At 70.0% G+C, this 26,285-nt stretch carries 21 protein-coding genes; 6 read left to right on the forward strand and 15 right to left on the reverse strand.

Annotated elements, in window-relative coordinates:
- Window positions 1–143: 143 nt before the first annotated feature.
- The 4 genes from pepQ (at window position 144) to FZO89_RS05855 (ending at window position 6,335) form a co-directional block, all read left to right on the forward strand.
- The gene (pepQ, locus tag FZO89_RS05840; RefSeq protein ID WP_149102361.1) at window positions 144–1,475 is read left to right on the forward strand and encodes a Xaa-Pro dipeptidase; all 1,332 of its coding nucleotides are present in this window, start codon (window positions 144–146) and stop codon (window positions 1,473–1,475) included.
- 226 nt (window positions 1,476–1,701) lie between these two features.
- Complete coding sequence (locus tag FZO89_RS05845) at window positions 1,702–3,732, forward strand: sodium-translocating pyrophosphatase (RefSeq protein ID WP_149102362.1); 2,031 nt, start codon at window positions 1,702–1,704, stop codon at window positions 3,730–3,732.
- Window positions 3,733–4,502: 770 nt separating this feature from the next.
- Window positions 4,503–5,561 (forward strand): L,D-transpeptidase, encoded by a 1,059-nt coding sequence (locus FZO89_RS05850; RefSeq protein WP_149102363.1) that lies wholly within the window; start codon window positions 4,503–4,505, stop codon window positions 5,559–5,561.
- A 48-nt stretch (window positions 5,562–5,609) separates the two neighbouring features.
- The gene (locus FZO89_RS05855; protein ID WP_149102364.1) at window positions 5,610–6,335 is read left to right on the forward strand and encodes a murein L,D-transpeptidase catalytic domain family protein; all 726 of its coding nucleotides are present in this window, start codon (window positions 5,610–5,612) and stop codon (window positions 6,333–6,335) included.
- Window positions 6,336–6,370: 35 nt separating this feature from the next.
- Here the strand turns inward: FZO89_RS05855 and FZO89_RS05860 are convergent, their stop codons facing one another.
- Window positions 6,371–7,045, reverse strand: coding sequence for a hypothetical protein (locus FZO89_RS05860; RefSeq protein WP_187471052.1), 675 nt, complete (start codon window positions 7,043–7,045; stop codon window positions 6,371–6,373).
- A gap of 133 nt (window positions 7,046–7,178) precedes the next feature.
- Complete coding sequence (locus FZO89_RS05865; protein ID WP_149102366.1) at window positions 7,179–8,762, reverse strand: M91 family zinc metallopeptidase; 1,584 nt, start codon at window positions 8,760–8,762, stop codon at window positions 7,179–7,181.
- 219 nt (window positions 8,763–8,981) lie between these two features.
- Between FZO89_RS05865 and ppa the strand changes: the two genes are divergently transcribed.
- Complete coding sequence (gene ppa, locus FZO89_RS05870) at window positions 8,982–9,533, forward strand: inorganic diphosphatase (RefSeq protein WP_149102367.1); 552 nt, start codon at window positions 8,982–8,984, stop codon at window positions 9,531–9,533.
- A gap of 171 nt (window positions 9,534–9,704) precedes the next feature.
- Here the strand turns inward: ppa and FZO89_RS05875 are convergent, their stop codons facing one another.
- The 13 genes from FZO89_RS05875 to FZO89_RS05935 form a co-directional block, all read right to left on the reverse strand.
- Window positions 9,705–11,894 (reverse strand): carboxy terminal-processing peptidase, encoded by a 2,190-nt coding sequence (locus FZO89_RS05875; protein ID WP_149102368.1) that lies wholly within the window; start codon window positions 11,892–11,894, stop codon window positions 9,705–9,707.
- 197 nt (window positions 11,895–12,091) lie between these two features.
- Entirely contained in the window at window positions 12,092–13,099 is a 1,008-nt protein-coding gene (gene lipA / locus FZO89_RS05880) for a lipoyl synthase (RefSeq protein WP_149102369.1), read from the reverse strand.
- 4 nt (window positions 13,100–13,103) lie between these two features.
- Entirely contained in the window at window positions 13,104–13,793 is a 690-nt protein-coding gene (gene lipB / locus FZO89_RS05885; protein WP_149102370.1) for a lipoyl(octanoyl) transferase LipB, read from the reverse strand.
- The gene (locus tag FZO89_RS05890) at window positions 13,781–14,059 is read right to left on the reverse strand and encodes a DUF493 family protein (RefSeq protein WP_149102371.1); all 279 of its coding nucleotides are present in this window, start codon (window positions 14,057–14,059) and stop codon (window positions 13,781–13,783) included. The genes lipB and FZO89_RS05890 overlap by 13 nt, the downstream gene beginning before the upstream one ends.
- Window positions 14,060–14,164: 105 nt before the next feature.
- A complete protein-coding gene (locus tag FZO89_RS05895; protein WP_149102372.1) occupies window positions 14,165–15,127 on the reverse strand; it encodes a CsgG/HfaB family protein in 963 nt (320 codons plus the stop codon).
- Between the two features lie 146 nt (window positions 15,128–15,273).
- A complete protein-coding gene (locus FZO89_RS05900; protein ID WP_149102373.1) occupies window positions 15,274–16,494 on the reverse strand; it encodes a D-alanyl-D-alanine carboxypeptidase family protein in 1,221 nt (406 codons plus the stop codon).
- Between the two features lie 81 nt (window positions 16,495–16,575).
- The gene (locus FZO89_RS05905) at window positions 16,576–17,949 is read right to left on the reverse strand and encodes a septal ring lytic transglycosylase RlpA family protein (protein ID WP_149102374.1); all 1,374 of its coding nucleotides are present in this window, start codon (window positions 17,947–17,949) and stop codon (window positions 16,576–16,578) included.
- Window positions 17,946–19,088: a lytic murein transglycosylase B gene (gene mltB, locus FZO89_RS05910; protein WP_149102375.1), complete on the reverse strand. Its 1,143-nt coding sequence runs from the start codon at window positions 19,086–19,088 to the stop codon at window positions 17,946–17,948. The genes FZO89_RS05905 and mltB overlap by 4 nt, the downstream gene beginning before the upstream one ends.
- Window positions 19,089–19,188: 100 nt before the next feature.
- Window positions 19,189–20,319 carry a rod shape-determining protein RodA gene (rodA, locus tag FZO89_RS05915; protein WP_149102376.1) on the reverse strand — a complete coding sequence of 377 codons (1,131 nt, stop codon included), beginning with the start codon at window positions 20,317–20,319 and terminating at the stop codon, window positions 19,189–19,191.
- Window positions 20,316–22,316 carry a penicillin-binding protein 2 gene (gene mrdA / locus FZO89_RS05920; RefSeq protein WP_149102377.1) on the reverse strand — a complete coding sequence of 667 codons (2,001 nt, stop codon included), beginning with the start codon at window positions 22,314–22,316 and terminating at the stop codon, window positions 20,316–20,318. The genes rodA and mrdA overlap by 4 nt, the downstream gene beginning before the upstream one ends.
- Window positions 22,316–22,798, reverse strand: coding sequence for a rod shape-determining protein MreD (mreD, locus tag FZO89_RS05925; RefSeq protein WP_149102378.1), 483 nt, complete (start codon window positions 22,796–22,798; stop codon window positions 22,316–22,318). The genes mrdA and mreD overlap by 1 nt, the downstream gene beginning before the upstream one ends.
- Window positions 22,795–23,805 (reverse strand): rod shape-determining protein MreC, encoded by a 1,011-nt coding sequence (gene mreC / locus FZO89_RS05930; RefSeq protein WP_149102379.1) that lies wholly within the window; start codon window positions 23,803–23,805, stop codon window positions 22,795–22,797. The genes mreD and mreC overlap by 4 nt, the downstream gene beginning before the upstream one ends.
- A 153-nt stretch (window positions 23,806–23,958) precedes the next feature.
- Complete coding sequence (locus tag FZO89_RS05935) at window positions 23,959–25,002, reverse strand: rod shape-determining protein (protein ID WP_149102380.1); 1,044 nt, start codon at window positions 25,000–25,002, stop codon at window positions 23,959–23,961.
- A gap of 210 nt (window positions 25,003–25,212) precedes the next feature.
- On the opposite strand from FZO89_RS05935, the gene FZO89_RS05940 reads away from it, so the two are divergent.
- Window positions 25,213–26,145, forward strand: a complete 933-nt coding sequence (locus tag FZO89_RS05940) for a carbohydrate kinase family protein (RefSeq protein WP_149102381.1) — start codon at window positions 25,213–25,215, stop codon at window positions 26,143–26,145.
- Window positions 26,146–26,285 lie beyond the last annotated feature (140 nt).

The following is a 26,285-nucleotide window of genomic DNA, read 5'->3' on the forward strand; positions in this document are numbered from 1 at the left end:
CCGGCCTGCCGACACGGGGGCGGGGACGCCATCGCTTCGCGTTCGGGGACGGCGTGGACACTGCGCGCGTTCATACGCCGTGCCTGCAGCCGCAGCGGCGATGCGGCAGAATGCCGCATCGCATTCCGCCGAATACCGCACCGATGTCCAGCACTGCAGCGAGCCTCTACGCCGACCATCTCGCCACCCTCCAGTCGCGCACCGCGACCGCGCTCGAACGCGGTGGTTTCGATCACCTGGCGATCCCCAGCGGCACCCTGCACTACCAGGTGTTCGACGACCGCGACTATCCCTATGCGGTCAATCCCCAGTTCAAGCACTGGCTGCCACTGCAACGCAATCCCGGCAGTTGGCTGGTGGTCACGCCGGGCGCACGGCCGAAACTGGTCTACCTGCAGCCGCGCGACTACTGGCACGTGGTGCCGCAGGCGCCCGAGGGCTACTGGGTCGATCACTTCGACATCGTGGTGATCCGCAAGGCCGAGGACGCGATGCAGCACCTGCCCAGGAACGCGCAGCGCTGCGCGGTGCTCGGCGAGCCGCAGAGTGCGCTGGGCAAGTACGCGGCGTACCGGCCGAACAATCCGCAGCCGGTGCTCGACTACCTGGAATACCACCGCGCCTTCAAGACGCCCTACGAAATCGAGATGCTGCGCGAGGCCACGCGTCGCGGCGTACGTGCGCACAGGGCCGCCGAACGCGCGTTCCGCGCCGGCGCCAGCGAGTTCGGCATCCACCTGGCCTACTGCCAGGCCGCAGGCCAGGACGCGAACGAGCTGCCCTACAGCAACATCGTCGCGCTCAACGAACACGGCGCGGTGCTGCATTACACCGAGCTCGACCGCCTGCCCCCGAAGCCCGCGCGCAGCTTCCTGCTCGACGCCGGCGCCAGCCACGGCGGCTATGCCTGCGACATCACCCGCACCCACGCGCAGGACACGGCCGGCGAGTTCCAGGCGCTGGTCGACGCGGTGGATGCCGCGCAGCAGCGGATGTGCGCGCAGGTGCGCGACGGAGTCGACTACCGGCAGTTGCACCTGGACGCGCACCTGGCGCTGGCCGGCATCCTGCAGGACGCGGGCATCATCAGGGTCTCGCCGGAGGAAGCGCTCTCGACCGGCGTCAGCAGCACGTTCTTCCCGCATGGCATCGGCCACGGCCTGGGCCTGCAGGTGCACGAGGTCGCCGGCTTCGCCGCGAGCGATCGCGGCGGCACGATCCCGAAACCCGAGGGGCATCCCTACCTGCGCCTGACCCGCGTGCTGGAGCCCGGGTTCGTGGTCACGATCGAGCCGGGCCTCTACTTCATCGACATGCTGCTGGAGGACCTCAGGGCGGCGGGGCGTGGCGACAGCGTCGACTGGGACCGCGTCGACGCCTTCCGCCCGTACGGCGGCATCCGCATCGAGGACAACGTGGTCTGCACGGCGGACGAGCCGGTCAACCTGACGCGCGAGGCCTTCGCCGTCCCCTGAGGGGCGACCGGTCCCGCGCGCCTCGCCGCACCCGGCCATGCCGGCATTCGAAAGGGCCGCCCGGCGCGCCGAAACGGGGCGTGCGTGGCTCCGCTTTATCGCACTGCACAACAGCCCTGTCGCCGGGGATCGGCAGAATCGGGTGCGCCCGGATTGGTCGGCCCTTGCTCTTGTGCCATAGTCCGGGGGATTGTTTCGTCTGGTTCCATTTCCCGGGGAGGGGTTCATGCTCGAGCAGCACGGATTGACGCTGGCACTGGTGTGCGCGGCGGTGGCGATCGTCTACGGCATCATCTCGGCGCGATGGATCAACCGGCAGCCCGCCGGCAACGCGCGCATGCAGGAGATCGCGGGCGCGATCCAGGAAGGTGCCCGCGCCTACCTCAACCGCCAGTACCTGACGATCTCGGTCGCGGGCGCGGTGCTGTTCGTGCTGCTCGGCGTGTTCCTGGACTGGTACACGGCGGTCGGCTTCCTGCTCGGCGCGGTGCTCTCGGGGGCGGCCGGCTACATCGGCATGAACGTGTCGGTCCGCGCCAACGTGCGCACCGCGGAGGCCGCGCGCCGCGGCATCGGCCCGGCGATGGATGTCGCCTTCCGCGGCGGCGCGATCACCGGCATGCTCGTGGTGGGCCTGGGCCTGCTCGGCGTCGCCGGCTACTGGGCGGTGCTGAACCTGTACTTCCAGCTGCCGACCGGCGAGGTGCTGCACGCACTGGTCGGCGTCGCCTTCGGCTCCTCGCTGATCTCGATCTTCGCGCGCCTGGGTGGCGGCATCTTCACCAAGGGCGCCGACGTGGGCGCCGACCTGGTCGGCAAGGTGGAAGCCGGCATCCCCGAGGACGACCCGCGCAACCCGGCGGTGATCGCCGACAACGTGGGCGACAACGTCGGCGACTGCGCCGGCATGGCCGCCGACCTGTTCGAGACCTACGCGGTCACCGTGATCGCGACCATGCTGCTGGGCTACCTGATGGTCACCGAAGTCGGCAGCAACGGCGTGCTCTATCCGCTGGTGCTGGGCGGCGCGTCGATCATCGCCTCGATCATCGGCGCGTTCTTCGTCAAGGTGAAGACCGGCGGCTCGATCATGGGCGCGCTGTACAAGGGGGTGATCGTCTCGGGGGTGCTGGCGGCCATCGCCTACTACCCCATCACCACGCAGCTGATGGGCGACAACGCCCATGGTGCGATGAACATCTACTGGTGCGCGCTGATCGGCCTGGTGCTGACCGGTGCGATCGTCTGGATCACCGAGTACTACACCGGCACCCAGTACGGGCCGGTGCGGCACATCGCGCAGGCCAGCACCACCGGCCACGGCACCAACATCATCGCCGGGCTCGGCGTGTCGATGAAGTCCACCGCGCTGCCGGTGGTGGCGGTGTGCATCGCGATCTGGGCGTGCTTCGCGCTCGGCGGCCTGTACGGCATCGCCATCGCCGCGACCGCGATGCTGTCGATGGCGGGCATGATCGTCGCGCTCGACGCCTATGGCCCGATCACCGACAACGCCGGCGGCATCGCCGAGATGGCGGAGCTGCCGCCCGAGGTGCGCGACATCACCGACCCGCTCGATGCGGTCGGCAACACCACCAAGGCGGTGACCAAGGGCTATGCGATCGGTTCGGCCGCGCTGGCCGCGCTGGTGCTGTTCGCCGACTACACCCACAACCTGCAGGCCAGCAACCCGGGCGAGGTGTTCACCTTCGACCTGTCGAACCACTACGTGATCATCGGCCTGCTGATCGGCGGCCTGATCCCGTACCTGTTCGGCGCGATGGCGATGGAGGCGGTGGGCCGTGCGGCCGGCAGCGTGGTCGAGGAAGTGCGGCGCCAGTTCCGCGAGATCCCCGGGATCATGGAAGGCACCGGCAAGCCGGACTACAGCCGCGCGGTGGACATGCTGACCAAGTCGGCGATCAAGGAGATGGTCCTGCCGTCGCTGCTGCCGGTCGCAGTGCCGGTCGTGGTGGGCCTGCTGCTGGGGCCGCAGGCGCTGGGCGGGCTGCTGATCGGCACCATCGTCACCGGCCTGTTCGTCGCGATCTCGATGACCACCGGCGGCGGCGCCTGGGACAACGCCAAGAAGTACATCGAGGACGGCAACTTCGGCGGCAAGGGCTCGGAGGCGCACAAGGCCTCGGTCACCGGCGACACCGTGGGCGACCCCTACAAGGACACCGCGGGACCGGCGATCAACCCGCTGATCAAGATCATCAACATCGTCGCGCTGCTGCTGGTGCCGCTGCTCTAGGCGGGACCGATCACGCGATCCCGAAAGGGCGGCCATCGGCCGCCCTTTTCTTTGGTTCTCCGCCAAGGCGGGGCGGCCGGTGCGAAGTTGGAGAGGCGCTTTGCCGGATCGCGTCCCGTGATCACATCCCGTTGCGACCTGACGGGCCGCGCCCCGGCCGGGAGGCGTTCGCGGCGAATGTCCTCCGGCATCCGCCCCAGGCGGCTGCCTCCCCCTTGATTTCACCGCGAACGCCTCCCGGCCAGGGCGCGGCTTGGCTTACGGCGCGTTACTTGAGCCTCCTGCGCAACAGGGATTTCGCTGCGAAGAGCCAGCCCTCCTTGCGCGCCGGGTGCAGATGCGCGAAGCAAGTCGCCCCGGCAAAGCCGGGGCCTCAGAGGCGAGTCCTTCGATGAGGCCAAACACATCGTGCGCCGCCTGAACGCGACGGGTTCGATCCCTTCTCCCTCCGGGAGAAGGTGGCGCGAAGCGCCGGATGAGGGCCCGGCGGAGCGATACGGACTCGAACACCGCGAAGGTCGTGAACTGATGATTCGCGTTGCCGCTTCCAACCTCGTCTCTTCGCCGGACCCGCATCCCAGCCTCCGCTCCGCGCCCCTGCCCTGCGCCGCGCAGGGTTTTCCCACAATGACAAGCCACTTCTTCCGGATCCGGGCCAAGGCTTGCGGACGCGCGGTTGCGGCGGCCCGTGTCGGGCACCGACCTCCACCCGTCTTTGCCTGCCGCGCAGCGCGTGCCCACAATCCGTCATCGATCGCCGTGGATCCGCCATGCGCCGCACCACGCTCTGCGTCCTGTTCCTGTCCGCCCTGCTCGCGCTGCTGCCCGGGCCGGCGTGCGCTGCCGATCCCGAAACGCGGGCGCCGGGATCGCTTGCCCCCGGCGAATACCTGTGGCATCCGGAGATCTCGCCGCACGGCCCGATCGTGCTGGTGGTCAGCCTCGACGAACAGCGTGCCTACGTGTACCGCAACGGCCTGGCGATCGGGGTCTCGACGATCAGCTCCGGCAAGCAGGGCATGGAGACGCCCACCGGGGTGTTCACCATCCTGCAGAAGAGCCGCGACCACCGCTCCAACCTCTACAACGACGCGCCGATGCCCTACATGCAGCGGCTGACCTGGGACGGCATCGCCCTGCACGGCGGCGCCCTGCCCGGCTACCCGGCCTCGCACGGCTGCGTGCGCCTGCCGCTGGAGTTCGCCAGGCGGCTGTTCGCCGAGACCCGCAACGGCGACACGGTGGTGGTCGCCAACGCCAAGTCCGGCGCCGCCAGCCTGGCGCACCCGGCCCTGCTGGCACCGGTCGATGAACGCGGCGCGCAAGCGCTGCCGGCGCGGGCGACGGCTGGCGACACCTGGAGCGAGGACGCGAGTCCGACCGGCCCGGTCAGCGTCCTGGTGAGCCTGTCCGACCGCCGCGTCTTCGTCCTTCGCAACGGCATCGCCATCGGCGAGGCGGCGCTGCAGGTGCAGGACGGTTTCTCGATCGGCGGAACGGTGCTCATGGTCGCGGGCGAGGAGACCGTGGGCGCCAGCGCCACGGCCGCAGCGGACCGGCCCCGGCGCACCTGGTCGGCGCATCCGATCCTCGGGCCCGATGCCGATGCCATGGCGATGCTGCAACTGCGCCTGCAGGACCGTCCGCTGCGCGTGGAAGAAGCCTTCTCGCGCCGCCTGCGCGAACTGCTGGTGCCGGGCACCACGGTGCTGCTGACCGACCTGCCCGCCGTGCGGCCGGATCCGTCCGCACCGGTGCTGCAGCCGCTGCTGGACGCCGAAGGCCCGGAACTCGCCCGCCCCGGACCTGAGCCGCTGCCCGGGGATTAGCCCGGCCTGTTCATCGGGGAGGGCCGGGGCCGCTGCTATCCTGCGCCGATGAAGCTGCTCGGCGCCTGCATCCTGTTCACGGCCGTACTCGCCTGCGCGGCCCCGGCCCGCGCCGCGTCTTCCAATGCCGAGCCGCTGCTGGACCGGCTTGCGCAGGCAGCGCCGGGCATCGACCGCAGGGTGCTCTCGCTCGCTACCCGCGCCGTCTCCTGCACGATGCGCCAGCCGGGCGCCGACCCGCGCCCTTCCACCCTGAGCGTCATCGACTTTTCCAAGCCGTCCACCCAACCTCGCCTGTGGGTGTTCGACCTCGCCAGCCAGCGGTTGCTGTTCGAGGAACTGGTGGCGCACGGCCGCAACACCGGCCACAACATGGCCACGAAGTTCTCCAACCGCTCCGGCAGCCACATGTCCAGCCTCGGGGTGTTCCGGACCGCGGAATCGTATGTGGGCGCCAACGGCTACTCGCTGCGCCTGGACGGACTGGAACCGGGCTTCAACGATCTCGCGCGCGAACGCGCCATCGTCATCCATGGCGCCCCCTACGTCGCCCCGGACATCGCCCGCACCCAAGGTCGCCTGGGGCGGAGCCTGGGCTGCCCCGCGGTGCGCCCGGCGGTCGCGCGCGAACTGATCGACCGCATCCGCGGCGGCTCGGTGGTGTTCGCCTACTATCCCGACAGCGACTGGCTGCAGCGTTCGCGGCTGCTCGACGGCGATTGCGGCGGCCAGCGCCATGCCGGCACGGGCGATCCGCCGGTCGGCGGCGGCTGACGGAGGCGACGCGGGGCGGTTCGCGAAACGCCGGACTAGCCTGCCGCGAACGATCCTGCGGCCATATCGAACCACGGCGTGCACAGCATCCGCTGCGCCTGGACCGCCTCCTCGCCCGCCTGCCAGGTTTCTCCGGCTTCGGCTTGTTCGCGCGAGAAGAAGCGCTCGCGTTCGAACGGCGCCACGCCGAGGCACCAGCGCAGGCGCCCGGGCGGCGTCGCCGACGGGATCGCGAAGGTGAACTCGCCCTCCAGGATCGCACCCGGATCGAGTTTCAGCGCCAGCGGCGTCATCGGCACCGTCGGGCCGGTGGGACCACCCCGTGCCTCCGGCAACGCCACATGGCGCAACACGACGTCGCCGCCACCGGCCTCCTCGAACGTCGGTGCGCCGAGGGCCCCGGACGCCTGCCTTCCGGTGAGCACCGCATGCCGGTTGCCGCGGTCGAACACCGCCAACGGCGCTTCGCCCCCGTTGCGCAGGCGGTAGCGCACCCGCAGCGTATCTGCGGAGAGCGGCAAAAACGTGGCGTCGAGGCGGGTGGCGCCGTCTTCGACGCGGGTGGAGGCGGGGGCGGATTCGGCCATGGGTTCCACCTGGTGTGCGGGATGTTCTGCAACGGACGACGGAGCGTAGGCGCAGGCCTGCGCGCCGGTCAGCGCCAGGCACAGGAACGCGATGGCCCGGATCGGATGGGGAGCGCGCGTCATCGTGAGCATGGCTGCGTCAGATCGCATCCTCGAAAAGGAAAAGCATCCTGCAAAAAAAGGCGGGCAGCCCGCGTGACGCCGGCTGCCCGCCCCTCCATCCCTGGAGCATGGTGACCGCGGCTCCCTGCCCCGGTCACAACCTGTAGCTGGGACGATCCGGCAGGCCCAGTTCCTCGCGCAGTCCGTTCTCCGTCAGGTGGTCCGGATTGGCGGTGGTGGGAGGCGTGGCGGGATCGCCATCGAAATCGTAGGGTGCGGCCGTGGTCTCCAGTCCGACCGCCTGGCGTTCGGAGTTGGAGATGCCGCGATCGGCCAGGTCAGGCCCGTTGTAGTTGCCCGGCTGCAGGGTGCCGTTGGCGAAGTTGTAGGCATGCGACATCTCGTGGTACAGGACCACGACCGGCGCCGGGAACGCCTCCATGTGGAACGACGGGTTGTAGCGGATGTCGGTGTCCACGCCACCACCCGCGCGGCCGTTGGTGATCTGCACGTCGGCCCAGGTGGCGCCGGCCTCGGCGGGCATGGCGAAGCCGTTGTGTTCGTTCGACAGCTCCTTGATGGTGACGGTGTTGCCCTTGGTCGCGGCGGTCTGGTCGAACTCGGCGAGCATCCGCTGGCCGTTGGGCGAACTGCGCAGGAACTCGATGTCGGCCTGCACGCGCTGCACGAATGCGTCGGAACCCTCGACCGTCACGCTGCTGCCGACCTGCGGGTCGATCTCGACGTTGACCACCGTGGGCCGCGCGCCGATGGCCGCGTTGATCAGGTCGTTGGCCTCGGCATACACGGTGGTCTGGCCGCCGGCCCCTTCGATGGTGTCGCGGCCCGCGCCGGCGTAGATGCTGCTGGCGCCGCTGGCGGCATGGATGGTGTCGTCGCCGAGGCCACCCGAGACCATGTCGCCGGTGCCGCGGCTGCGGAGCGTGTCGTTGCCGAGGCCTCCCTCGAGGTAGTTGCGGCCGGCGCCGCCTTCGATGCTGTCGTCGCCATCGCCGCCGTAGATCACGTCGACGCCGCTGCCGCCCTGGATGATGTCGTCCCCGTTGCCGCCGAACACGTCATTGCGGCCACCGCCGGTGAGGGTGACGGCATCGTTGCCGTCGCCGGCGTCGATGCGGTGGTCGCCGGTGCCGGCGATGTCGATCTTGTCGTCGCCGTCCCCGGTCTCGGCGACGATGTTCACGGTGACGTTCGAGGCCACTTCGATCACGTCCTCGCCGCCGCCGCTGCGGATGGTCAGCTCCTGGCCCTCGGCGACGTGCACCTCGTAGGACTCGCCGTTCACGGTCACGTCGAGGGTGCCGTCGTCGCGCTGGGTGACGCCGACCTGATCGTTGCCGGCGCCGGTGGTGAACACCAGCTGGTCGGAACTGACGTAGGTCTGGCCGATGCCGGCCTCGGCCAGGGTCTGTTCGCGCGTGACCTGCACGCCATCCTGGCGATGCAGCACGTCGATCTGGATGTCCTTGCCATCGGGGGTCTGCCCCCGGCTGCGATCGGCGGGGTTGCTGCCGGTGCCGTCGATCTCGGTCGCGCCCAGGCTCGGCAGCGCCGACATCCGGGGCGAATCTTCGACGCTCGCCGGATCGACGGGGTTCCGGTCCAGGTCGGCTGGCGAGGCCAGCAGGTTGTGCTCGGCCGCCGGATCCTCCCAGTAGCCGTCGGTGCGCGGCGGCGTGGAGTCGGCAATCCGGCTGGAATCGGTCTGGATCGACATCGTGGCGTCCCGGTGGTGAGAAGTCGGGGACATGTATACGTTGGCGTATGGAAACCCGAAAAGCTGGGGCGTACCCTGCCCTGGGGAAAACCCTGGGGGGCGACCTGTGCCGCGCCACGGGCCGACAGGCGGCGTTTTCTGCATCGCAGCATACGGTCGCGTAGAATGCCGCTCCCTGATCTAGCGGGCCACGGCCCGCGCTGCCGGAGCTGCCGCCTCATGGGTCTCGACCACGTCTCCACCGGGAAGAATCCGCCCGACGAAATCAACGTGATCATCGAGATCCCGAAGGACGCCGAGCCGGTCAAGTACGAGGTCGACAAGGAGAGCGGCGCGATCTTCGTCGACCGCGTGCTGTCCACCCCGATGCGCTACCCCTGCAACTACGGCTACGTGCCGCACACCCTGTGCGGCGACGGCGACCCCGCCGATGTGCTGGTGGTGCTGCCCCTGCCGCTGGTGCCGGGCTCGGTGATCCGCTGCCGTCCGGTGGGCGTGCTGAAGATGACCGACGAGGCCGGCAGCGACGAAAAGCTGCTCGCGGTGCCGGTGACCAAGGTGTTCCAGGGCTATGCCCACGTCGAGAACATCGACCAGGTGAGCACCCACTGGCTGGAGCGCATCGGCCACTTCTTCGAGCACTACAAGGATCTCGAGAAGGGCAAGTGGGTCAAGCTCGAGGGCTGGGGCGGCGCCGAGGAGGCGAAGAAGATTCTCGTCTACGCGATCGAACGCCACAACGCGCAGGCGACGGGCAAGTCCAGGGCCTGACGCGCGAGGTCCGCTTGCCTGCAACGGTGTGCAGGCAGGCCGGGGGAGGCCCACCTCGACGAATGATCAGCGACCGACGCGCCGGCTGCCGGCGGCGGGCGAACCGGAACCGGACGACCTCCGCGGTCCTGCAGGCGCGAGAATCGTGCCCGCAGGTCCCGCCCGTCCGCGCTACTGCGCCCAGCGCCCCGGCACGGTCGATTCCGGCAGCACCTGCGCGGACAGCTGGCGGTCGTTGTTGAGCAGCCGCACCGCATCGGCGAGGATCGCCGCCGACTCCCGCAGCAGCGGATCCGGACGCTTTTCCGCCGCCTTCTCGCGCGCCGCATCCTCGGCGACGTTGCGCTCGCCGGCCTGCAGGCCATCGTCGGTGCTGCTTTCGGCCAGCGGATCGAGCGCAAGGCCCAGCGCCTTGCGCTGTTCCTGCCGCCGCTTGCGCTTGGCCTCGTCGCGGTCGCGCTCGGCGCGCCGCTCGGCCTCGTTGAGCGACACGTACTTCTTCTCGCGCTCGGCGCGGAACTCGGCCACGTCGGCCGACCACCACTGGAACTCCTTGTCCCCCGCCACGCGCTCCGCGTGCAGGGCTTCGAGCTTGGGCAGCAGCTGCGCGAAATCGCCGTAACGCTGGTGCGGCACCGCGGCGATCTGGCGCCATTCCAGGGCGTTGTCGTAGGTGCTTTCGCCGAATTCGCCCGCGTCCACCGTCACCGGAAAGGCGATGTCGGGCACCACGCCCCTGTTCTGGGTGCTGCTGCCGCCGGGGAGGAAGAACTGGGCGATGGTGAGCTTGACGTGGCCGTACTTGTCGCCCTCGTTGGCCGGCCAGCGGTCGAGCGGCACGATGTTCTGCACCGTGCCCTTGCCGAACGAGGTCTCGCCGATCACCAGGCCCCGCCCGTAATCCTGGATCGCGCCGGCGAAGATCTCCGAGGCCGAGGCCGAACCGCGGTTGATCAGCACCGCCAGCGGACCGTCCCAGCTCACGCCGGGGGTACGATCGCCTTCCACGCTCACCCGGCCGCCGGACTCGCGCACCTGCACCACCGGCCCCTTGTCGATGAACAGCCCGGTGAGCTCGATCGCCTCGTTCAGAGAACCGCCACCGTTGTTGCGCAGGTCGAGTACGACGCCATCGACGCCGTCCGCGCGGAACTGCTGCAGCAGCCGCGCGACATCGCGCGTGGCCGAGGTGTAGTCGCCGTGGCGGCTGCGCCGGCCTTCGAAGTCCTGGTAGAAGGCCGGCAGCTTGATCACGCCGATGCGCTTGTCCGCGCCCCCGCTGGCCGGCGCCGGCAGGCTGATGATCTCCGACTTCGCCGCCTGCTCCTCGAGCTTGATGCGGGCGCGGGTCAGCACGATGCGCACCGGTTTGCTGTCGAGCGTCGCTTCGCCGGGAATCACGTCCAGCCGCACCTGGGTGTCCTTCGGCCCCTTGATCTTCTCGACCACGTCGTCCAGGCGCCAGCCGACCACGTCCTCCATCGCGCCGCTCGCGCCCTGGCCGACGCCGACGATGCGGTCGCCGGCCTTGAACTTGCCGCTCATGGCGGCCGGACCGCCGGCGATGACCTCGCGGATCACCACCACGTCGTCCTGCTTCTGCAGTTGCGCGCCGATGCCTTCGAGCGACAGCGACATGCTCTGCGTGAACAGCTTCGCCGTGCGCGGGTTCATGTAGTCGGTATGCGGATCGACGGTCGACGTGTACGCGTTGAGGAAGGACTGGAACGCGTCCTCCTGGTCGAGCGCGGCGACGCTGTTGCCCATGTTCAGGTAGCGCCGGTCGAGGGTCTTGCGGATCTCGTCCGGCTTCTTGCCGGCGAGCTTGAGCCGCAGCCAGTCGTTGCGCACCGACTGCTTCCACAACGCATCGAGGGCCGCGGCGTCGGCAGCCCACGGCGCCTCCTCGCGGTCGTACTCCCAGCGGTCGTTGCCGCTGAAGTCGAAGATGTCCTGCTCGAGCAGGGCGCGCGCGTAGGCGACGCGGTCGGCCACGCGCTGCTTGTACATGGCGAAGATGGTGTAGGCGGGTTCGAGGTCGCCGCTGCGCACCGAGTCGCCCATGCCCGGTTCATGCGCGCGGAATCGCGCGATGTCCTGGGCGGTGAAGAACAGCTTGGCCCCGTCCAGCGATTCCAGGTAGTGGTCGAAGATCTCCGACGACATGGTCGCGTCCAGCGGCCGGGGCCGGTACGCGTAGCGGCTGTCCGACAGCAGGCCGTAGACCAGCCGGGAGGTCGTGGTCTGCTCGGCGGTCGGCGCCCCCGGGATCGGCTCGCCTTCCGCATGCGCCATGAACCCCAGCGGCAGGGCCAGCGCCAGGGCGAGCAGTGACACGGTCACGATGCGGTTCAATTTCATCTGGGACGATCCTGGGACGACCATGGGGGAGGCGGCGCATCCACTATGCCGCCAGGCTGTGACCGCGCAACAGTGCAACAAGTTGCACCATCGCAGGGATTCACTCTAGCGATCCGGGCTGGAGGCCGCGTGAACGCAGCGTTCCAGCCGGGAAACGCCTGCCGGCGTGCCAGCCGGCGCACACAGCCCCCGGCGACTCAGGCGGCGACGCCCGCCTCCATCGCCTGGCGGTCGGCGTGGTACGACGAGCGCACCAGCGGCCCAGAGGCGACATGGCTGAAACCCAGCGACATGCCGTAGTCCTCCAGCGCCTTGAACTCCTCCGGGGTCCAGTAGCGCAACACCGGGTGGTGATGGGCGCTTGGCTGCAGGTACTGGCCGATGGTGACCATCTCCACGTCGTGCGCGCGCAGGTCGCGCAGCGTTCCCTGCACCTGCTCCATGGTTTCGCCGAGGCCGAGCATGATCCCGGACTTGGTCGGCACGCCCGGATGTTGCGCCTTGAACTTCTGCAGCAGGGTCAGCGACCACTGGTAGTCGGCGCCGGGACGCACGTTGCGGTACAGCTCCGGCACCGTCTCCACGTTGTGGTTGAAGACGTCGGGCGGATCCGTGGCGAGGATCTCCAGCGCGCGTTCCATGCGGCCCTTGCCGCGGAAGTCGGGGGTCAGGATCTCGATGCGGATCGCGGGCGAGTGCGCCCGCACCTGGCGGATGCAATCGACGAAATGCCCGGCGCCGCCGTCGCGCAGGTCGTCGCGGTCGACCGAGGTGATGACCACGTACTTCAGCCCCATGTCGGCGATGGTCTGCGCCAGGTGCAGCGGTTCGGAGGCGTCCGGCGGCTTCGGCCGGCCGTGGGCGACGTCGCAGAAACTGCAGCGGCGGGTACAGACCTCGCCGAGGATCATGAAGGTCGCGGTGCCGTGGCCGAAGCACTCGTGGATGTTCGGGCAGCTGGCCTCCTCGCATACGGTCACCAGCCGGTTCGCGCGCAGCTTCGACTTGAGCGCGGCGACCGCGCCGTTCGACGGGATCCGCACCCGGATCCACGACGGCTTGCGCAGCACCGGCGCGTCCACGAACTCGACCGGCGAACGCGCGATCTTGTCGCCGGCCAGTTGCTTGGCGCCGGTCTCGAGCGGCGCCGGCGCGCCGGTCGTGACGACCTGCAGCGGGATCGAACGCGGGCTGGATTCGGACATGGGCTCAGGCGGCTTGCGGCGCGGAAGGCAGGGGTTGGGCGAGGTCGGGCGGAGGCGCGGGCCGCAGCGCCAGCCCGAACTGGCGGGCCAGTTCGTCCAGCAGGACAGGCTTGACCGCGTCCAGGCCGGAGGGACCGCCCAAGTCTAGCATCGAGATCACCTGCAGCCCGGCGTAGCCGCAGGGATTGATGCGCCGGAATGGCTCGAGATCCATGGCGATGTTGAACGCCAGGCCATGGAAGGTGCGACCGTGGCGCACGCGGATGCCGAGCGCGGCGACCTTCGCGTCGCCGACGTAGACGCCGGGCGCGCCGTCGCGGCGGACGCCGAGGATGTTCCACTCGAGCAGGGTGTCGATGATCGCCTGCTCGATCCGGCAGACGTAGTCGCGCACGCCGACCCTCAGGCGTTTGATGTCGAGCAGCGGATAGACCACGACCTGGCCCGGGCCGTGGTAGGTGACCTGGCCGCCGCGATCGACGTGCAGCACCGGGATGCCGCCGGGCATCAGCACGTGTTCGGGCCTGCCGGCCTGGCCGAGGGTGAACACCGGATCGTGTTCGACCACCCACAGCTCGTCGGGCGTCTGCTCGTCGCGCGCGTCGGTGAAGCGCTGCATCGCGCGCCAGACCGGCTCGTAGGGCTGGCGACCGAGGTCGCGGACGTAGGCGGGGTGTGCCGCTAGAGCGTCCACTTCACTTCCGGGTGCTCGCGCAGGGCGGCGTGCGCGGCCTCGTACTGCTCGCGATCCTCGGCCCGGAAGCTCAGCTTGACCGAGACGAAGCGGCCGCCGCTGGACTCTCGCCAGGCGATGGTTTCCTCCAGGACGGTCAGGCCAGCGGCCGTCAGCAGGCGCGGGATCTCGGATTCGAGGCCGATGTTGGCCGCGCCCATTGCGGTGATCTCGAAGGTGCCCGGGAACTGGAACCCGTGCTCGGGATTGTCGGATTTGATTTCCATGGGCCGATTATGGGGTTGCCGGCGCGGAACCCAAACCACCACCACCGGAACGCAAAAGGCCGCCCGGGGGCGGCCTTCGCGATGGAACCGATGCGGTCGCAGGGATCAGCGCGACAGTTCCAGCAGGGTCGACGACACCCAGCCCTTGTTGCCGAGTTCGTCCTCGACTTCCCACATCATGCCTTCCTTCACGCCGGTGGGATACAGCATCATCCCGACATCCAGCGAGCGCACCACGCCCTTGCCATCCGGGCCGGTGAACAGGCGCGCGGGCTTGGTCACCGTGACCGCCTGCTGCGCGTTCGCGGCCGAGGCGTTGTCCGGCAGGCCGCCGAGCTGGGCCACCAGATCGGTATAGGCCTGCAGGTAGGCCAGGGTGATCACCTGGCCGAGCTCGGTGTTGGCATAGCCGCCGACGCCTGCGGCGCCCAGGCCGCTGCCGCCGAACAGGCCGCCGCCCGCGCCCCAGCCGATGTCGGTCTTCTTGGCATGGCCCTCGGCCATCGCCAGTTGCTCGGACGAGCGCACATCGGTCACGGTGAGCACCACGTCGGCGGTCTTGCTGCGGAAATTCAGCCCGCCGACGATCGCGCCGGCGCGGCCACCGATCAGGCCGCCCAGCAGGCCGCCCACCGCATTGCCGCCGGAGTTGTTGTTGGCGCCGATGAGGTCCGGCACCATCACGTAGTCGGCGGCCTTGATCTGGCCCTTGCCCACGTTCGAACGCACCCGCAGTTCGCCGCCGGCGCCGAGATCGCGCTCGCGCATCGCCGCGTCCAGGCCCGCGCCGCGGTCGACCAGGGTGAAGCAGCGCGACTTGTTGACGAACACCTTGATCAGCCGCGACGGCGCCGGCAGTTGCTGCCCGGTCCACCAGTGCACGCCGTCCTCGGGTTCGAGCACCGAGATCGCGCCCAGTGGCTGGGCGCAGGTGGGGATCTGCGCCACCTGTTCCTGGCGCCGTTCCTGCGCGCTCTGGCGCTGGGCCAGCGCCGGTGTTGCCGCCGCGACCATCGCGACCGCCGTGAGCGCGAGCATCAGCCCGCGCCTGCCAGTGGATCCGGACATGTAGTACCCCTCGATTCTTCCTGAAAACGTTGATTTCGGGGCACGTTGCGCGCCCACCCCCTTGCCGGCCGCGACGCACTCCCGCGTCACGCCCGCAAGGTGGATCCTATCAAACACGCAATCCGGACCGGGGGCCGGTCAGCGGCTCAGTCGGCGTTCCACCACATCAGGAACTCGTGCCAGAGGCGCTTGAAGAACCCCGCCTCCTCGACCGCCTGCAGCGCCACCAGCGGCCGTTCCGCGACCACCTCGCCGTCGAGCGTGACGCGTACCTTGCCGATCGCCTGGCCCTTGGCGATCGGCGCCACCAGGGTCTGCGGCACGTCCATCGACGGCTTGAGCTGGTCGTACTTGCCGCGCGGCAGGCTCACCAGCAGCGGCACCGCGACGCCGAGCTGCACCTCGTTCTCCTGGCCTTTCCACACCTTCTGCGTGGAGATCGCCTTGCCGGCGTCGTACAGGCGGTGGGTTTCGTGGAAACGGAACCCCCAGTTGAGCAGGGCCAGCGAATCGGTGGCGCGCTGCGCCTCGCCGGTGGAGCCCATCACCACCGAGATCAGGCGCTGGTCGCCGCGCTTCGCCGACGCCAGCAGGCAGTAGCCGGCGCCGGAGTGGTGACCGGTCTTGATGCCGTCGACGCTGTCGTCGCGCCACAGCAGCAGGTTGCGGTTGCGCTGCGTGATCGGGCCGACGGTGAATTCCTTGAGCTTGTTGTAGGCGTACTCCTCGGGGAAGTCGCGCACCATCGCGCGCCCGAGCAGGGCGAGGTCGCGCGGCGTGGAATAGTGCTCGGGTTCGGACAGGCCATGCGAATTGACGAAGTTGGAGTTCTTCATGCCGATGCGCTGGGCATAGGCGTTCATCAACGCGGCGAAGGCCTCCTCGCTGCCGGCGACGTGCTCGGCCAGCGCGATCGCGGCGTCGTTGCCGGACTGCACCACCATGCCCTTTTCCATCTCCAGCAGCGGCGCGGTCTGGTTGACCGGGAAGCCGCTGTAGCTGCCGTCGGTGCCGGCCCCGCCCTTGCGCCAGGCGTTCTCGCTCATCATCACCTGGTCGTCGGGCTTGATCTTGCCGGCCTTCATCTCGGCCGCGATCACGTAACTGGTCAGCACCTTGGTGATGCTGGCCGGTTCGACGCGCTCGTCGATGTTCTCGCCGGCGAGCACCTGTCCGCTCGCGTAGTCCATCAGCAGCCACGCCGTACCCGTCACCGAAGGCGGTGGCGGCGCGGGCAGGTCGTCGCTCAGCGCGGCGGGGGCGGGCGCGGAAGCCGGCTGCGGCCGGTCCTGCGCGAGCGCGAGCCCGACGGCGAGGGCGGCCAGCGCGGCCACGGCGATGCGGCGGAAGACAGCAGCGGGTTTCATCGAGAACGGTACTCCGGTGGTCCGGGCATCCCTGGCCGGGCTGACAAGGAAACGCCGCGCGCGCGGCGATGGATGAAAAGTCTACTCGCGAACGATCCGCGGCACGCCGAGCCCGAGGCCGGTCACGCGCGAGGAGAGTTCCGCGATGGCCGCGTCCGCCACCGGGCCCACCCGCACGCGCCAGAGCGTACGTCCGGCGCTCACGACATCCTGCATCCGCGCTGCCGGGATGCCCGCGCCGTGCAGGGCCGCGAGTGCCCGCTCGGCGTTGTCGCGCACGGAGAAGACCCCGACCTGTAGGGTGACCCCATCGGCAGACGTGGGGGCCGGCGGAGACGGCCGCGCCTGCGTGGGCGCCGGAGCAGCAACGGAAGTCGCGGACGGGGTCCGCACGGCCGCCGGCGTCGTGGCCGCAGGTTGCAGGGCGGCGGTCGTCGTGCTCGCTCGCGCATCCGCCGGCACGGCCCTGCCCGATGCCGCGGCGTCGAGGCGTGCCTGGCGCGCGCGCATCCACGCGTCGAAGTCGTCGGCGGTCTTCACCCGTCCGTCCTCGCCGACCAGGCGGAACCGGTCTTGCTCCCGACCGTAGTCCGGATGGTCGGCCAGGCCGGCGGCGCGCCCGGCGGGGACGGTCGTCGGCGCGACGGCGGAAACGGGCGCGGCATGGCCGGTCGTGGCCGCAGCCGGCGGCGCGGCGGTCACGGGCGTGGCGGGAGGAAGGCGGCCCACCAGCGCGTCCAGCGCGCTGGGGGCAGCCGGGGCAGCCGCCGGCACCGAGGCCTGCAGGGTATCGGTATCGGCCGGGCGCAACGCGCGCACCTCGACCCGGCCGGTGCCGCGCCGGTGGATGTCGAGCTTCACCGCCGCGGCATAGCTCAGGTCGATCACCCGCCCTTCGTGGAAGGGACCGCGATCATTGACCCGCACCACCACCGAGCGGCCGTTGTCGAGGTTGGTCACGCGCGCGAAGCTCGGCAGCGGCAGCGACTTGTGCGCGGCGGTGAACGCGTACATGTCGTAGACCTCGTGGTTCGAGGTACGGCGCCCGTGGAACTTGTTGCCGTAGTACGAGGCCAGCCCGGTCTCGACGAAGCCGTCGGTCGAGGCGAGCACGCGGTACGACTTGCCGAGCACCTGGTAGGGCGACCGGTTGCCGTAGGCCGAGCGGGGCTCGTCGACCACGGCCGGCTCGGGGATGCAGGCGACGTTGGGCAGGTAATCCGGGGTGCTGTCGTCCACACCCGGCTTGTAGAGGCCGCCTGCGACGTAATCGCCCCGGGTGGACAGGTCTTCCTGCGCCTTCGGATACGGCTTGAAGCCGGTGCAATCGGGCGGTGGCCCGGCGCTGGCCTGTGGTGCCACCTGGCCGCCGGCGCTCGCAGCGGGAGGTTTTTTCGCCGTCCCGGCACACCCGGCCAGCAGCGCCAGCGCCAGCAGCGGCAGCAGCCGCCTCATCGAACGGTCCCGACCCCGTTCCGGATCGCCTGCGCCAGCTGGTACACCGACAGCGAATACATCGGCGAGCGGTTGTAGCGGGTGATCACGTAGAAGTTGCGGTACGCCAGCCAGTACTCCCTGCCTGCGTCGCCTTCGAGCGTGAGCAGGGTCGCGCCTTCCGCCACCGGCTGGCCCGGCTGGGGCCGGTAGCCTCGCGCGGCGAGGTCGGCCAGCGGATAGACCGGGTCCCAGTTCTCCGGCACGAAGTCTTCCGCGCCGGCATCGCGCATGGCGCGCGCGACCACCGGCGCATCGCGTTCCCAGCCGTGGACCACGAAATAGTTGGCGATCGAGGCGAACACGTCCGGCAGGTGGGTCAGCAAGTCGCGGCGGCCGTCGCCGTCGCCATCCTTCGCCCACAGCCGGTAGCTCGACGGCATGAACTGGCCCAGGCCCATCGCCCCGGCGTAGCTGCCCTTGAGCGCGAGCAGGTCGAGCTGCGGCTCCTGCTTCTTCAGCGCGAACAGCTGCGCCAGTTCCCCGGCGAAGAACGGCGCGCGCTTGGGGTAATCGAAGGCCAGCGTGTACAGCGCATCGACCACCCGGAAGCTGCCGGTGATGCGGCCATAGCTGGTCTCCACGCCGATGATCGCGACGATCATCTCGGCCGGCACGCCGGTATCCGCGGCAACGCGTTCGAGCGCCGTGCGGTTGGCGTTGTAGAACGCGATGCCGCCGTCGATGCGCGCATCGTTGAGGAAGATCGGACGGTATTCGTGCCACTTGCGCACCGCCTCGGCCGGGCGGTTCATGGCGTCGATGATGTTCTGCTTCTTCTCCGCCTGCGCGAGCACGCTGCGGATCAGTGCCGGATCCACGCCATACGTGGCCGACGCGTACTCGACGAATGCCTCGATGCGTTGCGCGCGCGGAATCGCGGGATCGGTCACCGCCGCCGGCGCCACCGGGCGCTCCGGCGGTTGCGGCACCTTCGGCAGCAGCGCGGGCGCGGCGGGCGCCTCGGCGACAGGCGCGGATGCGGGCGCGGGCGCGACCGGCTCTGGTTCGACTGGAGGCGGCGGGGCCGGCGTCGCGCACGCGGACAGCGCGATCGAAAGCAGGGAGACGGAGAGCGCGGCTGCGGAACGTCGGATCATCGGCGGCGAGGTTAGCACGCAGGCCCCGCGCGATGGCTTCGCGAACGATGAACGAAGCGCAACGCATGCGCGACTCGATGGCGCCGTCGGCGCCGCAGCGCTAGCGCTTCTTGCCCTGCGCGTGCGCGCCCACCGACATCACCACGCCCAGCCCCGCCAGCAGCGATACCGCCGCGGTGCCGCCGAAGCTCAGCAGCGGCATCGGCACGCCGACCACCGGCAGCAGGCCCGAGACCATGCCGCCGTTGACGACCACGTAGACGAACAGCGCCAGCCCGAGGCTGCCGGCGAGGATCCGCGCGTAGGCATCGCGCGCCTCGGCCGCGATCCACAGGCAGCGGCCGATGACGAAGGCGTACAGCGCCAGCACCGTCGCCACGCCGAGCCAGCCGAATTCCTCGGCGAGCACCGCGAAGATGAAGTCGGTGGTGTGCTCGGGCACGTAGTTCAGGTGCGACTGCGTCCCCTCCCCCCAGCCCTGCCCGGTCAGCCCGCCGGAGCCGATCGCGATCTTCGACTGGATGATGTTCCAGCCCGCCCCGAGCGGATCGTTCTGGGGGTCGCGGAATGTCAGGATGCGGTCCTGCTGGTACGGGCGCAGGAACGAGAACCACGAGATCGGCGCGAGCAGCGCCAGCCCCGCGGCGGTGGCGGCGCCCGCACCGGCGGCGAGGAACCAGCCCCACGACAGTCCGGCCAGGTACAGCGCGAACACGCCGCTGGCCGCGACCAGCATCGCGGTGCCGAAGTCCGGCTGCAGCAGGATCAGCCCGGTGGGCACGCCGATGATCGCCGCGGTGGCCAGCACCGGGCCGAACCGCGGCGGCAGCGGTGCCTGGCTCAGCATCCAGGCGGCCATCATCGGCAGGCTGAGCTTCATCAACTCGGCCGGCTGGAAGAAGAACACGCCCAGGTCGATCCAGTGCGCGCCGCTGCGCCCGGTGCCCACGACCAGCACCGTCAGCAGCGGCAGCAGCGACAACCCGTAAAGCACCGGCGTCGCGCGCCGCAGCGGCGGCGGCGGGATGCGCGAGAGCAACCACATCGCACCCAGTCCGACCGCGTAGCGCGCCGCCTGCGACTGCACCAGCGCCAGGTTCTGCCCGCTGGCGCTGTGCAGCACCGCCAGGCCGATTCCCATCAGCGCCAGCAGCGCGGCCAGCAGGGGCCAGTCGAGCGTGCGCGTGAAGCGCAGGAAGAGGTCGAACAGCCAGCGCAGGATGGTGTTCATGGCCGTGCCGGCGCTGGCTGGTGGTCGATCACTGGCGCTTCGTGCGCGCCGGATCGCCCGGCGCGCGGCGCAACCCCGGGCCGTGCATCCGTGAGGACGTTGCCGAAATCGGGGCGCGCATCCGGGCTCGGTGCCCCCGTAGCAGGCTCGACCGGGTCGGGCATCTTGCCCAGCAGCCAGGCGTCGAAGATCTTGCGCGCGATCGGCGCCGCGGCGCTGCCGCCGTAGCCACCGCCCTCGACCGCGATCGCCACCGCGATGGTCGGGGCCTCCACCGGGGCGAAGCCGATGAACAGGGCGCGATGGCGCAGGTGCAGCGGCAGGCTGCGCGGGTCGACCGAGGCGGTGCCGCGCCGGCTGATGACCTGCGCGGTGCCGGTCTTGCCGGCCATCGTGTACGGCGCGTCCAGGGCGACGCGCCAACCGGTGCCGCCGGGCTGCATGGTGTCGGCCATGCCCAGGCGCACGACCTCGACGTTCGCGGGATTGGGGCTCACGGGCACCGGCGCCGGCTGCGGCAGCGGCGACCACGGCGCCTCGAAGCCGGCACGCGTCTGCGCCACCAGATGCGGCCGCCGCAGCGAACCCTCGGCCAGCGCGGCCGTGGCGCGCACCAGTTGCAGCGCCGTCACCTTCCAGTCGCCCTGGCCGATCGCCACGTTGACGGTATCGCCCGGGTACCAGCGCTCCTGGCGCGCGGCCAGCTTGGTCGCAGGCGAAGGCAGGATGCCGCCGATCTCGCCGGCCAGGTCGATCCCGGTCGGCGATCCGAAGCCGTAGTGCGCCATGTACTGGTCGAACCGCTCGATGCCCAGGTCGAGCGCGAGCCGGTAGTAATACGTGTTGACCGACGCCGAGATCGATTTGCGCAGGTCGGTCCAGCCATGGCCGCCGCGGCTGGCGTCGCCCCAGCCGCGGCGGGTGCCTGGCAGGTAGAACATGCCGGTCGACAGCACCCGGTCCTCCGGTTTGCGCAGGCCGCTGTCCAGCCCCGCGAGCGCGATCAGCGGCTTGAGCGTCGAACCCGGCGCGACGCCCCCGAGCACCAGGCGGTTGAACAGCGGCCGCGACGGATCGTCCATCAGCCGCCGGTAGTCGACGCTGGAGATGCCGTTGACGAACAGGTTCGCGTCGAAGCTCGGCAGGCTGACCATCGCCAGGATCTGCCCGGTCGACGGATCCATCGCGATCGCCGAGCCGGTCTGCTCGCCGAAGGCCATCACCATCGCCCGCTGCAGCTCCAGGTCGATGCCCAGGCGCAGGTCGGTGCCGGCCTGCGCCGGGACCATGCCGACGCTGCGCAGGGCGCGCCCCTCGACGTTGGTCTCCACCTGCTCGTAGCCGATACGGCCACGCAGTTGCGCGTCGTAGTAGCGTTCGATGCCGGTGCGGCCGGTTTGCGGGAACAGGATCTGGTCCTCGCCGTAGCGCTCGACATCGTTCTCGTCGGTCCGGCCGACGTAACCGATGACATGCGCCAGCAGGTCGCCGTGCAGGTAGCGCCGGTTGAGGTAGGCCACCACCTCGACGCCGGGGAAGCGCCAACGGTCGACCGCGAACCGCGCTGCCTCCTCGTCGCTGACGCGCTGCTTGAGCGTGATCGCGCGGAAACTGCGCGTGGCCTTGCGGGTGGCCTCGAAGCGCGCGATCTCCTCCGGCGTCAATTCGACCACTTCCGACAGCGCCGCGAGCATGCGCGGGATGTCGCCCGCATCCTCGGGGGTCACGTCGATTCGGTAGGCGGGCACGTTGTCGGCCAGCAACCGGCCCTTGCGGTCGTAGATCAACCCGCGCGCGGGGACCACAGGGCGCGGCTTGACGCGGTTGGCCTCGGACTGTCGCGCATACTCGTCGTGCTCGATCACCTGCAGCCGGAAGTACCACGCCGCCAGCCCCGCCAGCGCCAGCAGCACCAGCCCGAAGCCGACGAACGCGCGCAGGCGGAACTGGGCGGCTTCGGCGGACGGGTTGCGGATCCGCTCGCGGCGCGCGCGCATCAGCGCGACCTCCGCCCCTGGCGGAAGGCGTCGAACAGCAGGAACAGCGGCGCCCACAGCAGCATGCCCACCAGCGGCGCGAGCCAGTACGGCCACGGCAGCTGCGGCAGCCCGAGCAGCAGGTGGATGGCCGCGGCGACCACGCGGTCGTTGAGCAGCAGCCCGCCGATCGCCAGCGCCTGCTGCGCGAGCGGGAAGAAGCGCAGCTGCGCGCGGAAGCGCTGCAGGATGAAGGCCATGACCACCAGCCGCAGCGCCTGCTCGCCGAGCAGCGCGCCGGACACGAGGTCCGCGAGCACCCCCACCAGGAAGGCGAAGCCGAGCCCCACGCGCTCGGGCTCCTCGATCACCCAGTAGGCCACCACCAGCGCCAGCCAGTAGGGCCGCAGCCCCTGCACCGGCTGCGGCAGCGGCAGCAACCCCAGCAGCAACGCGATCAGCACGCTGACCGGCAGCAGCCACATCCGTCCGCGACGGTTCATGGCGTGCGTCCCTGCGGCTGCGGGGCTGGCGGCTGGCCATCCGCCGCCCCCGCGGGCGGCGCTGCCGGCTGGGTGTCATCCGGTGGTGCGGAAGCGGGTGGAACCGGCGCGCCAGCGTCGACCGCATCGGCATTCCCCGTGGCCGCAGGCGCGGGCCGCAGCGGGGTCCGGGGCTGCTCGCGCAGCAGCAGCACGTCGCGGCCGCGATCGAGCTGGGCGGCCGGTTCGAGCGCCCCGACCAGGAAGGCGTGGCTGTCGTCGGGCCGCAGTTCGAGGATGGTCCCGACCGGGAACCCCGGCGGGAAGCGCCCGCCCAGGCCCGACGTGACCACCACGTCGCCGACCACCACGTCGCTCGACACCGGGATGTTGCGCAGCTCGAGCCGGTCGCTGCGGCCGATGCCATAGGCCACCAGGCGCACGCCGCTGCGCGAGACCGACACCGGTACCGCATGGTCGAGATCGGTAAGCAGCAGGACCGTCGCCGTGCCCGGCGTGACCGCGATGATCTGGCCGAGCAGCCCGCCGGCGTCGATCACGCTCTGGCCCTGGCGCACGCCTTCGCTGGCGCCGGCGTTGAGCAGCAGACGCTGCCGCGCAGGGTCGAGGTCGATGTCGAGGATCGGCGCCAGCTGCACGTCCAGCCGACCGCGCCCGGCCGCGCCGAGCAGGCCGCGCAGGCGCGCGTTCTCGTCGGCCTCGACCTGCAGACGCGCCTGGCGCGCACCCATCACCAGCAGTTCATTGCGGAGCCTGCGGTTGTCCTCGGCCAGGGTCGCGCGGGTGGCCGCGTCCTCGCGCATGGTCTGTCCCAGGCGCGACGGCAGACCCGCCAGCTGCCACAACGGCTGCACCACCACGCCGGCGGTGGCCCGCGCCTGCGCCAGCCAGCCGCCGCGATGGTCTAGCACGATCAGCACGACCGACAGCGCCAGGTACGCCAGCAGGCGCAGCGTCCCGGCGACATCGCCGGGGCGGGGTCCAGCCGGGTTGGCGAAGGAGGACACTCAGGAGCCGTGATTGGGGAGGGGTGATTCGTGATTGGGAACAGCAGGGCCCGCCTGCGCGGCCACGGCCGGGCGCGTCGGCCATTGAACACGGAGAGGTGACACGAAGCCTGTGCCCTTCGAATCACCAGTCACGAATCACCAATCACGTCCCTACTCCGACGCGAAGAACTCGTTCCCGTGCAGGTCCAGCAGTTCCAGCGCGCGGCCACCGCCGCGGGCGACGCAGGTCAGCGGATCCTCGGCCACCTGCACGTGCAGGCCGGTTTCCTCGCTCAGCAGGCGGTCGAGATCGCGCAGCAGCGCGCCGCCGCCGGTGAGCACGATGCCACGCTCGGCCACGTCCGCGCACAGTTCGGGCGGGGTCTGTTCCAGCGCCTGGCGCACGGCGGCGACGATGCCCGACAGCGGCTCGCGCAGGGCGTCGAGCACCTCGTTGGAGCTGATCTTGACCATCTTCGGCACGCCTTCGGCCAGATGGCGCCCCGAGATTTCCATCTCGACGTTGCGCTCCTGCGGGTAGGCGCAGCCGATCTCGATCTTGATCCGCTCGGCGGTGGCATCGCCGATCAGCATGCCGTGGTTGCGGCGCACGTAGTTGATGATCGACTCGTCGAAGCGGTCGCCGCCGATGCGCGCGGACTGCGAGTAGACGATGCCGTTGAGCGCGATCACCGCGACCTCGGTGGTACCGCCGCCGATGTCGACCACCATCGAGCCGCGTGCCTCGGTGACCGGCATCCCGGCGCCGATCGCGGCGGCCATCGGCTCCTCGATCAGCGACACGTCGCGGGCACCGGCCTCCAGCGCCGAGTCCTTGATCGCGCGCTTCTCCACCTGGGTCGAGCCGCAGGGCACGCAGATCAGCACCCGCGGGCTGGGTCGCAGGAAGCGGCTCTTGTGCACCTTGCGGATGAAGTGCTTGAGCATCTCCTCGGTGTAGGTGAAGTCGGCGATCACGCCGTCCTTCATCGGCCGGTGGGTGGTGATGTTGCCGGGGGTGCGGCCGAGCATCTGCTTGGCCTCGCTGCCGACCGCGGCGACCGCCTTCTGGCCACCGGAGCGGTCCTGGCGCACCGCCACCACCGACGGTTCATTGAGCACGATTCCCTGCCCGCGGACGAAGATGAGGGTATTGGCCGTGCCCAGGTCGATGGACAGGTCGTTGGAGAACATGCCGCGGAACTTCTTGAACATCGGGGGCCGGCGTCCGTCAGGGAATGTCACAGGGGCGGCTAGCCTAGCAAAAAAGCGCTTTCGCGCGGCTTTCGGCGCGAGGATCCGGATCCATCGAAGCTTCCCGTACAGCTCGCCGCGCCCCGGGCATGCGCGCCCGGCCCGGCGCCGCTGGCCTGCCTCCCTCGACCCGGCTACCCTAACCGCCATTTTGACTGCCCGAGACGCCCGATGTCGGCCCTGATCTGCGGTTCCCTGGCCTACGACACCATCATGGTGTTCCCCGACCAGTTCAAGAACCACATCCTCCCGGACAAGGTGCACATCCTCAACGTCTCGTTCCTGGTGCCGCGCATGCGCCGCGAGTTCGGCGGCTGCGCCGGCAACATCGCCTACAACCTCAAGCTGCTGGGTGGCGACCCGATCCCGATGGCCACCGTCGGCCAGGACTTCGGCCCCTACCGTGAATGGTTCGAGGAGCACGGCATCACGCTCGACCGGGTCAAGGTGATCGAAGAGCTGTTCACGCCGCAGGCCTTCATCACCACCGACCACGACAACAACCAGATCCCCGCCTTCCATCCGGGCGCGATGATGCGCAGCTACGAGAATCACGTACGCGACGTGCCGGGCGTCACCATCGGCATCGTCAGCCCCGACGGCTACGAGGGCATGCTGCAGAACGCCAAGGAGTTCGCCGAAGGCGGCATCCCCTTCATCTTCGACCCCGGCCAGGCGATGCCGCTGTTCAATGGCGAGGAACTGCGCGCCTTCATCGAGCAGGCCGACTACGTCACCGTGAACGACTACGAGTCCAACCTGCTGCAGGAGCGCACCGGCTGGACCGAAGCCGACATCGTGCAGCGGGTCAAGGCCTACATCACCACCCAGGGCCCGAAGGGCGCCGTGATCCACACCCCGGGCAAGACCTACACGGTGCCGCCGGCGCACGAGCGCCGCATCACCGACCCCACCGGCTGCGGCGACGCGTTCCGCGCCGGCCTGATCTTCGGCATCGAGAAGGGCTGCGACTGGATGACCATCGGCCGCATCGGCAACCTGATGGGGGCGCTGAAGGTCGAGCACCCCGGCACCCAGAACCAGCGCTTCGACTACGAAGAGTTCAGCGAGCAGTTCCGGCAGCAGTTCGGGTACGCGCTGTAGGAGCCCATCGCGCGATCGTCGACGTGAGCTTCGCGGACAATGCTTCGGATTCGCCGCGTGGCAGTTACTGATTCCTTTTCCTCGGGCCACCGTCGCAAGCGTAGACCCGAAGGCCGCCGCACAGGATGTGCGGCGTTTTC

It is taken from the genome of Luteimonas viscosa, from assembly GCF_008244685.1.
Lineage (GTDB): Bacteria > Pseudomonadota > Gammaproteobacteria > Xanthomonadales > Xanthomonadaceae > Luteimonas > Luteimonas viscosa.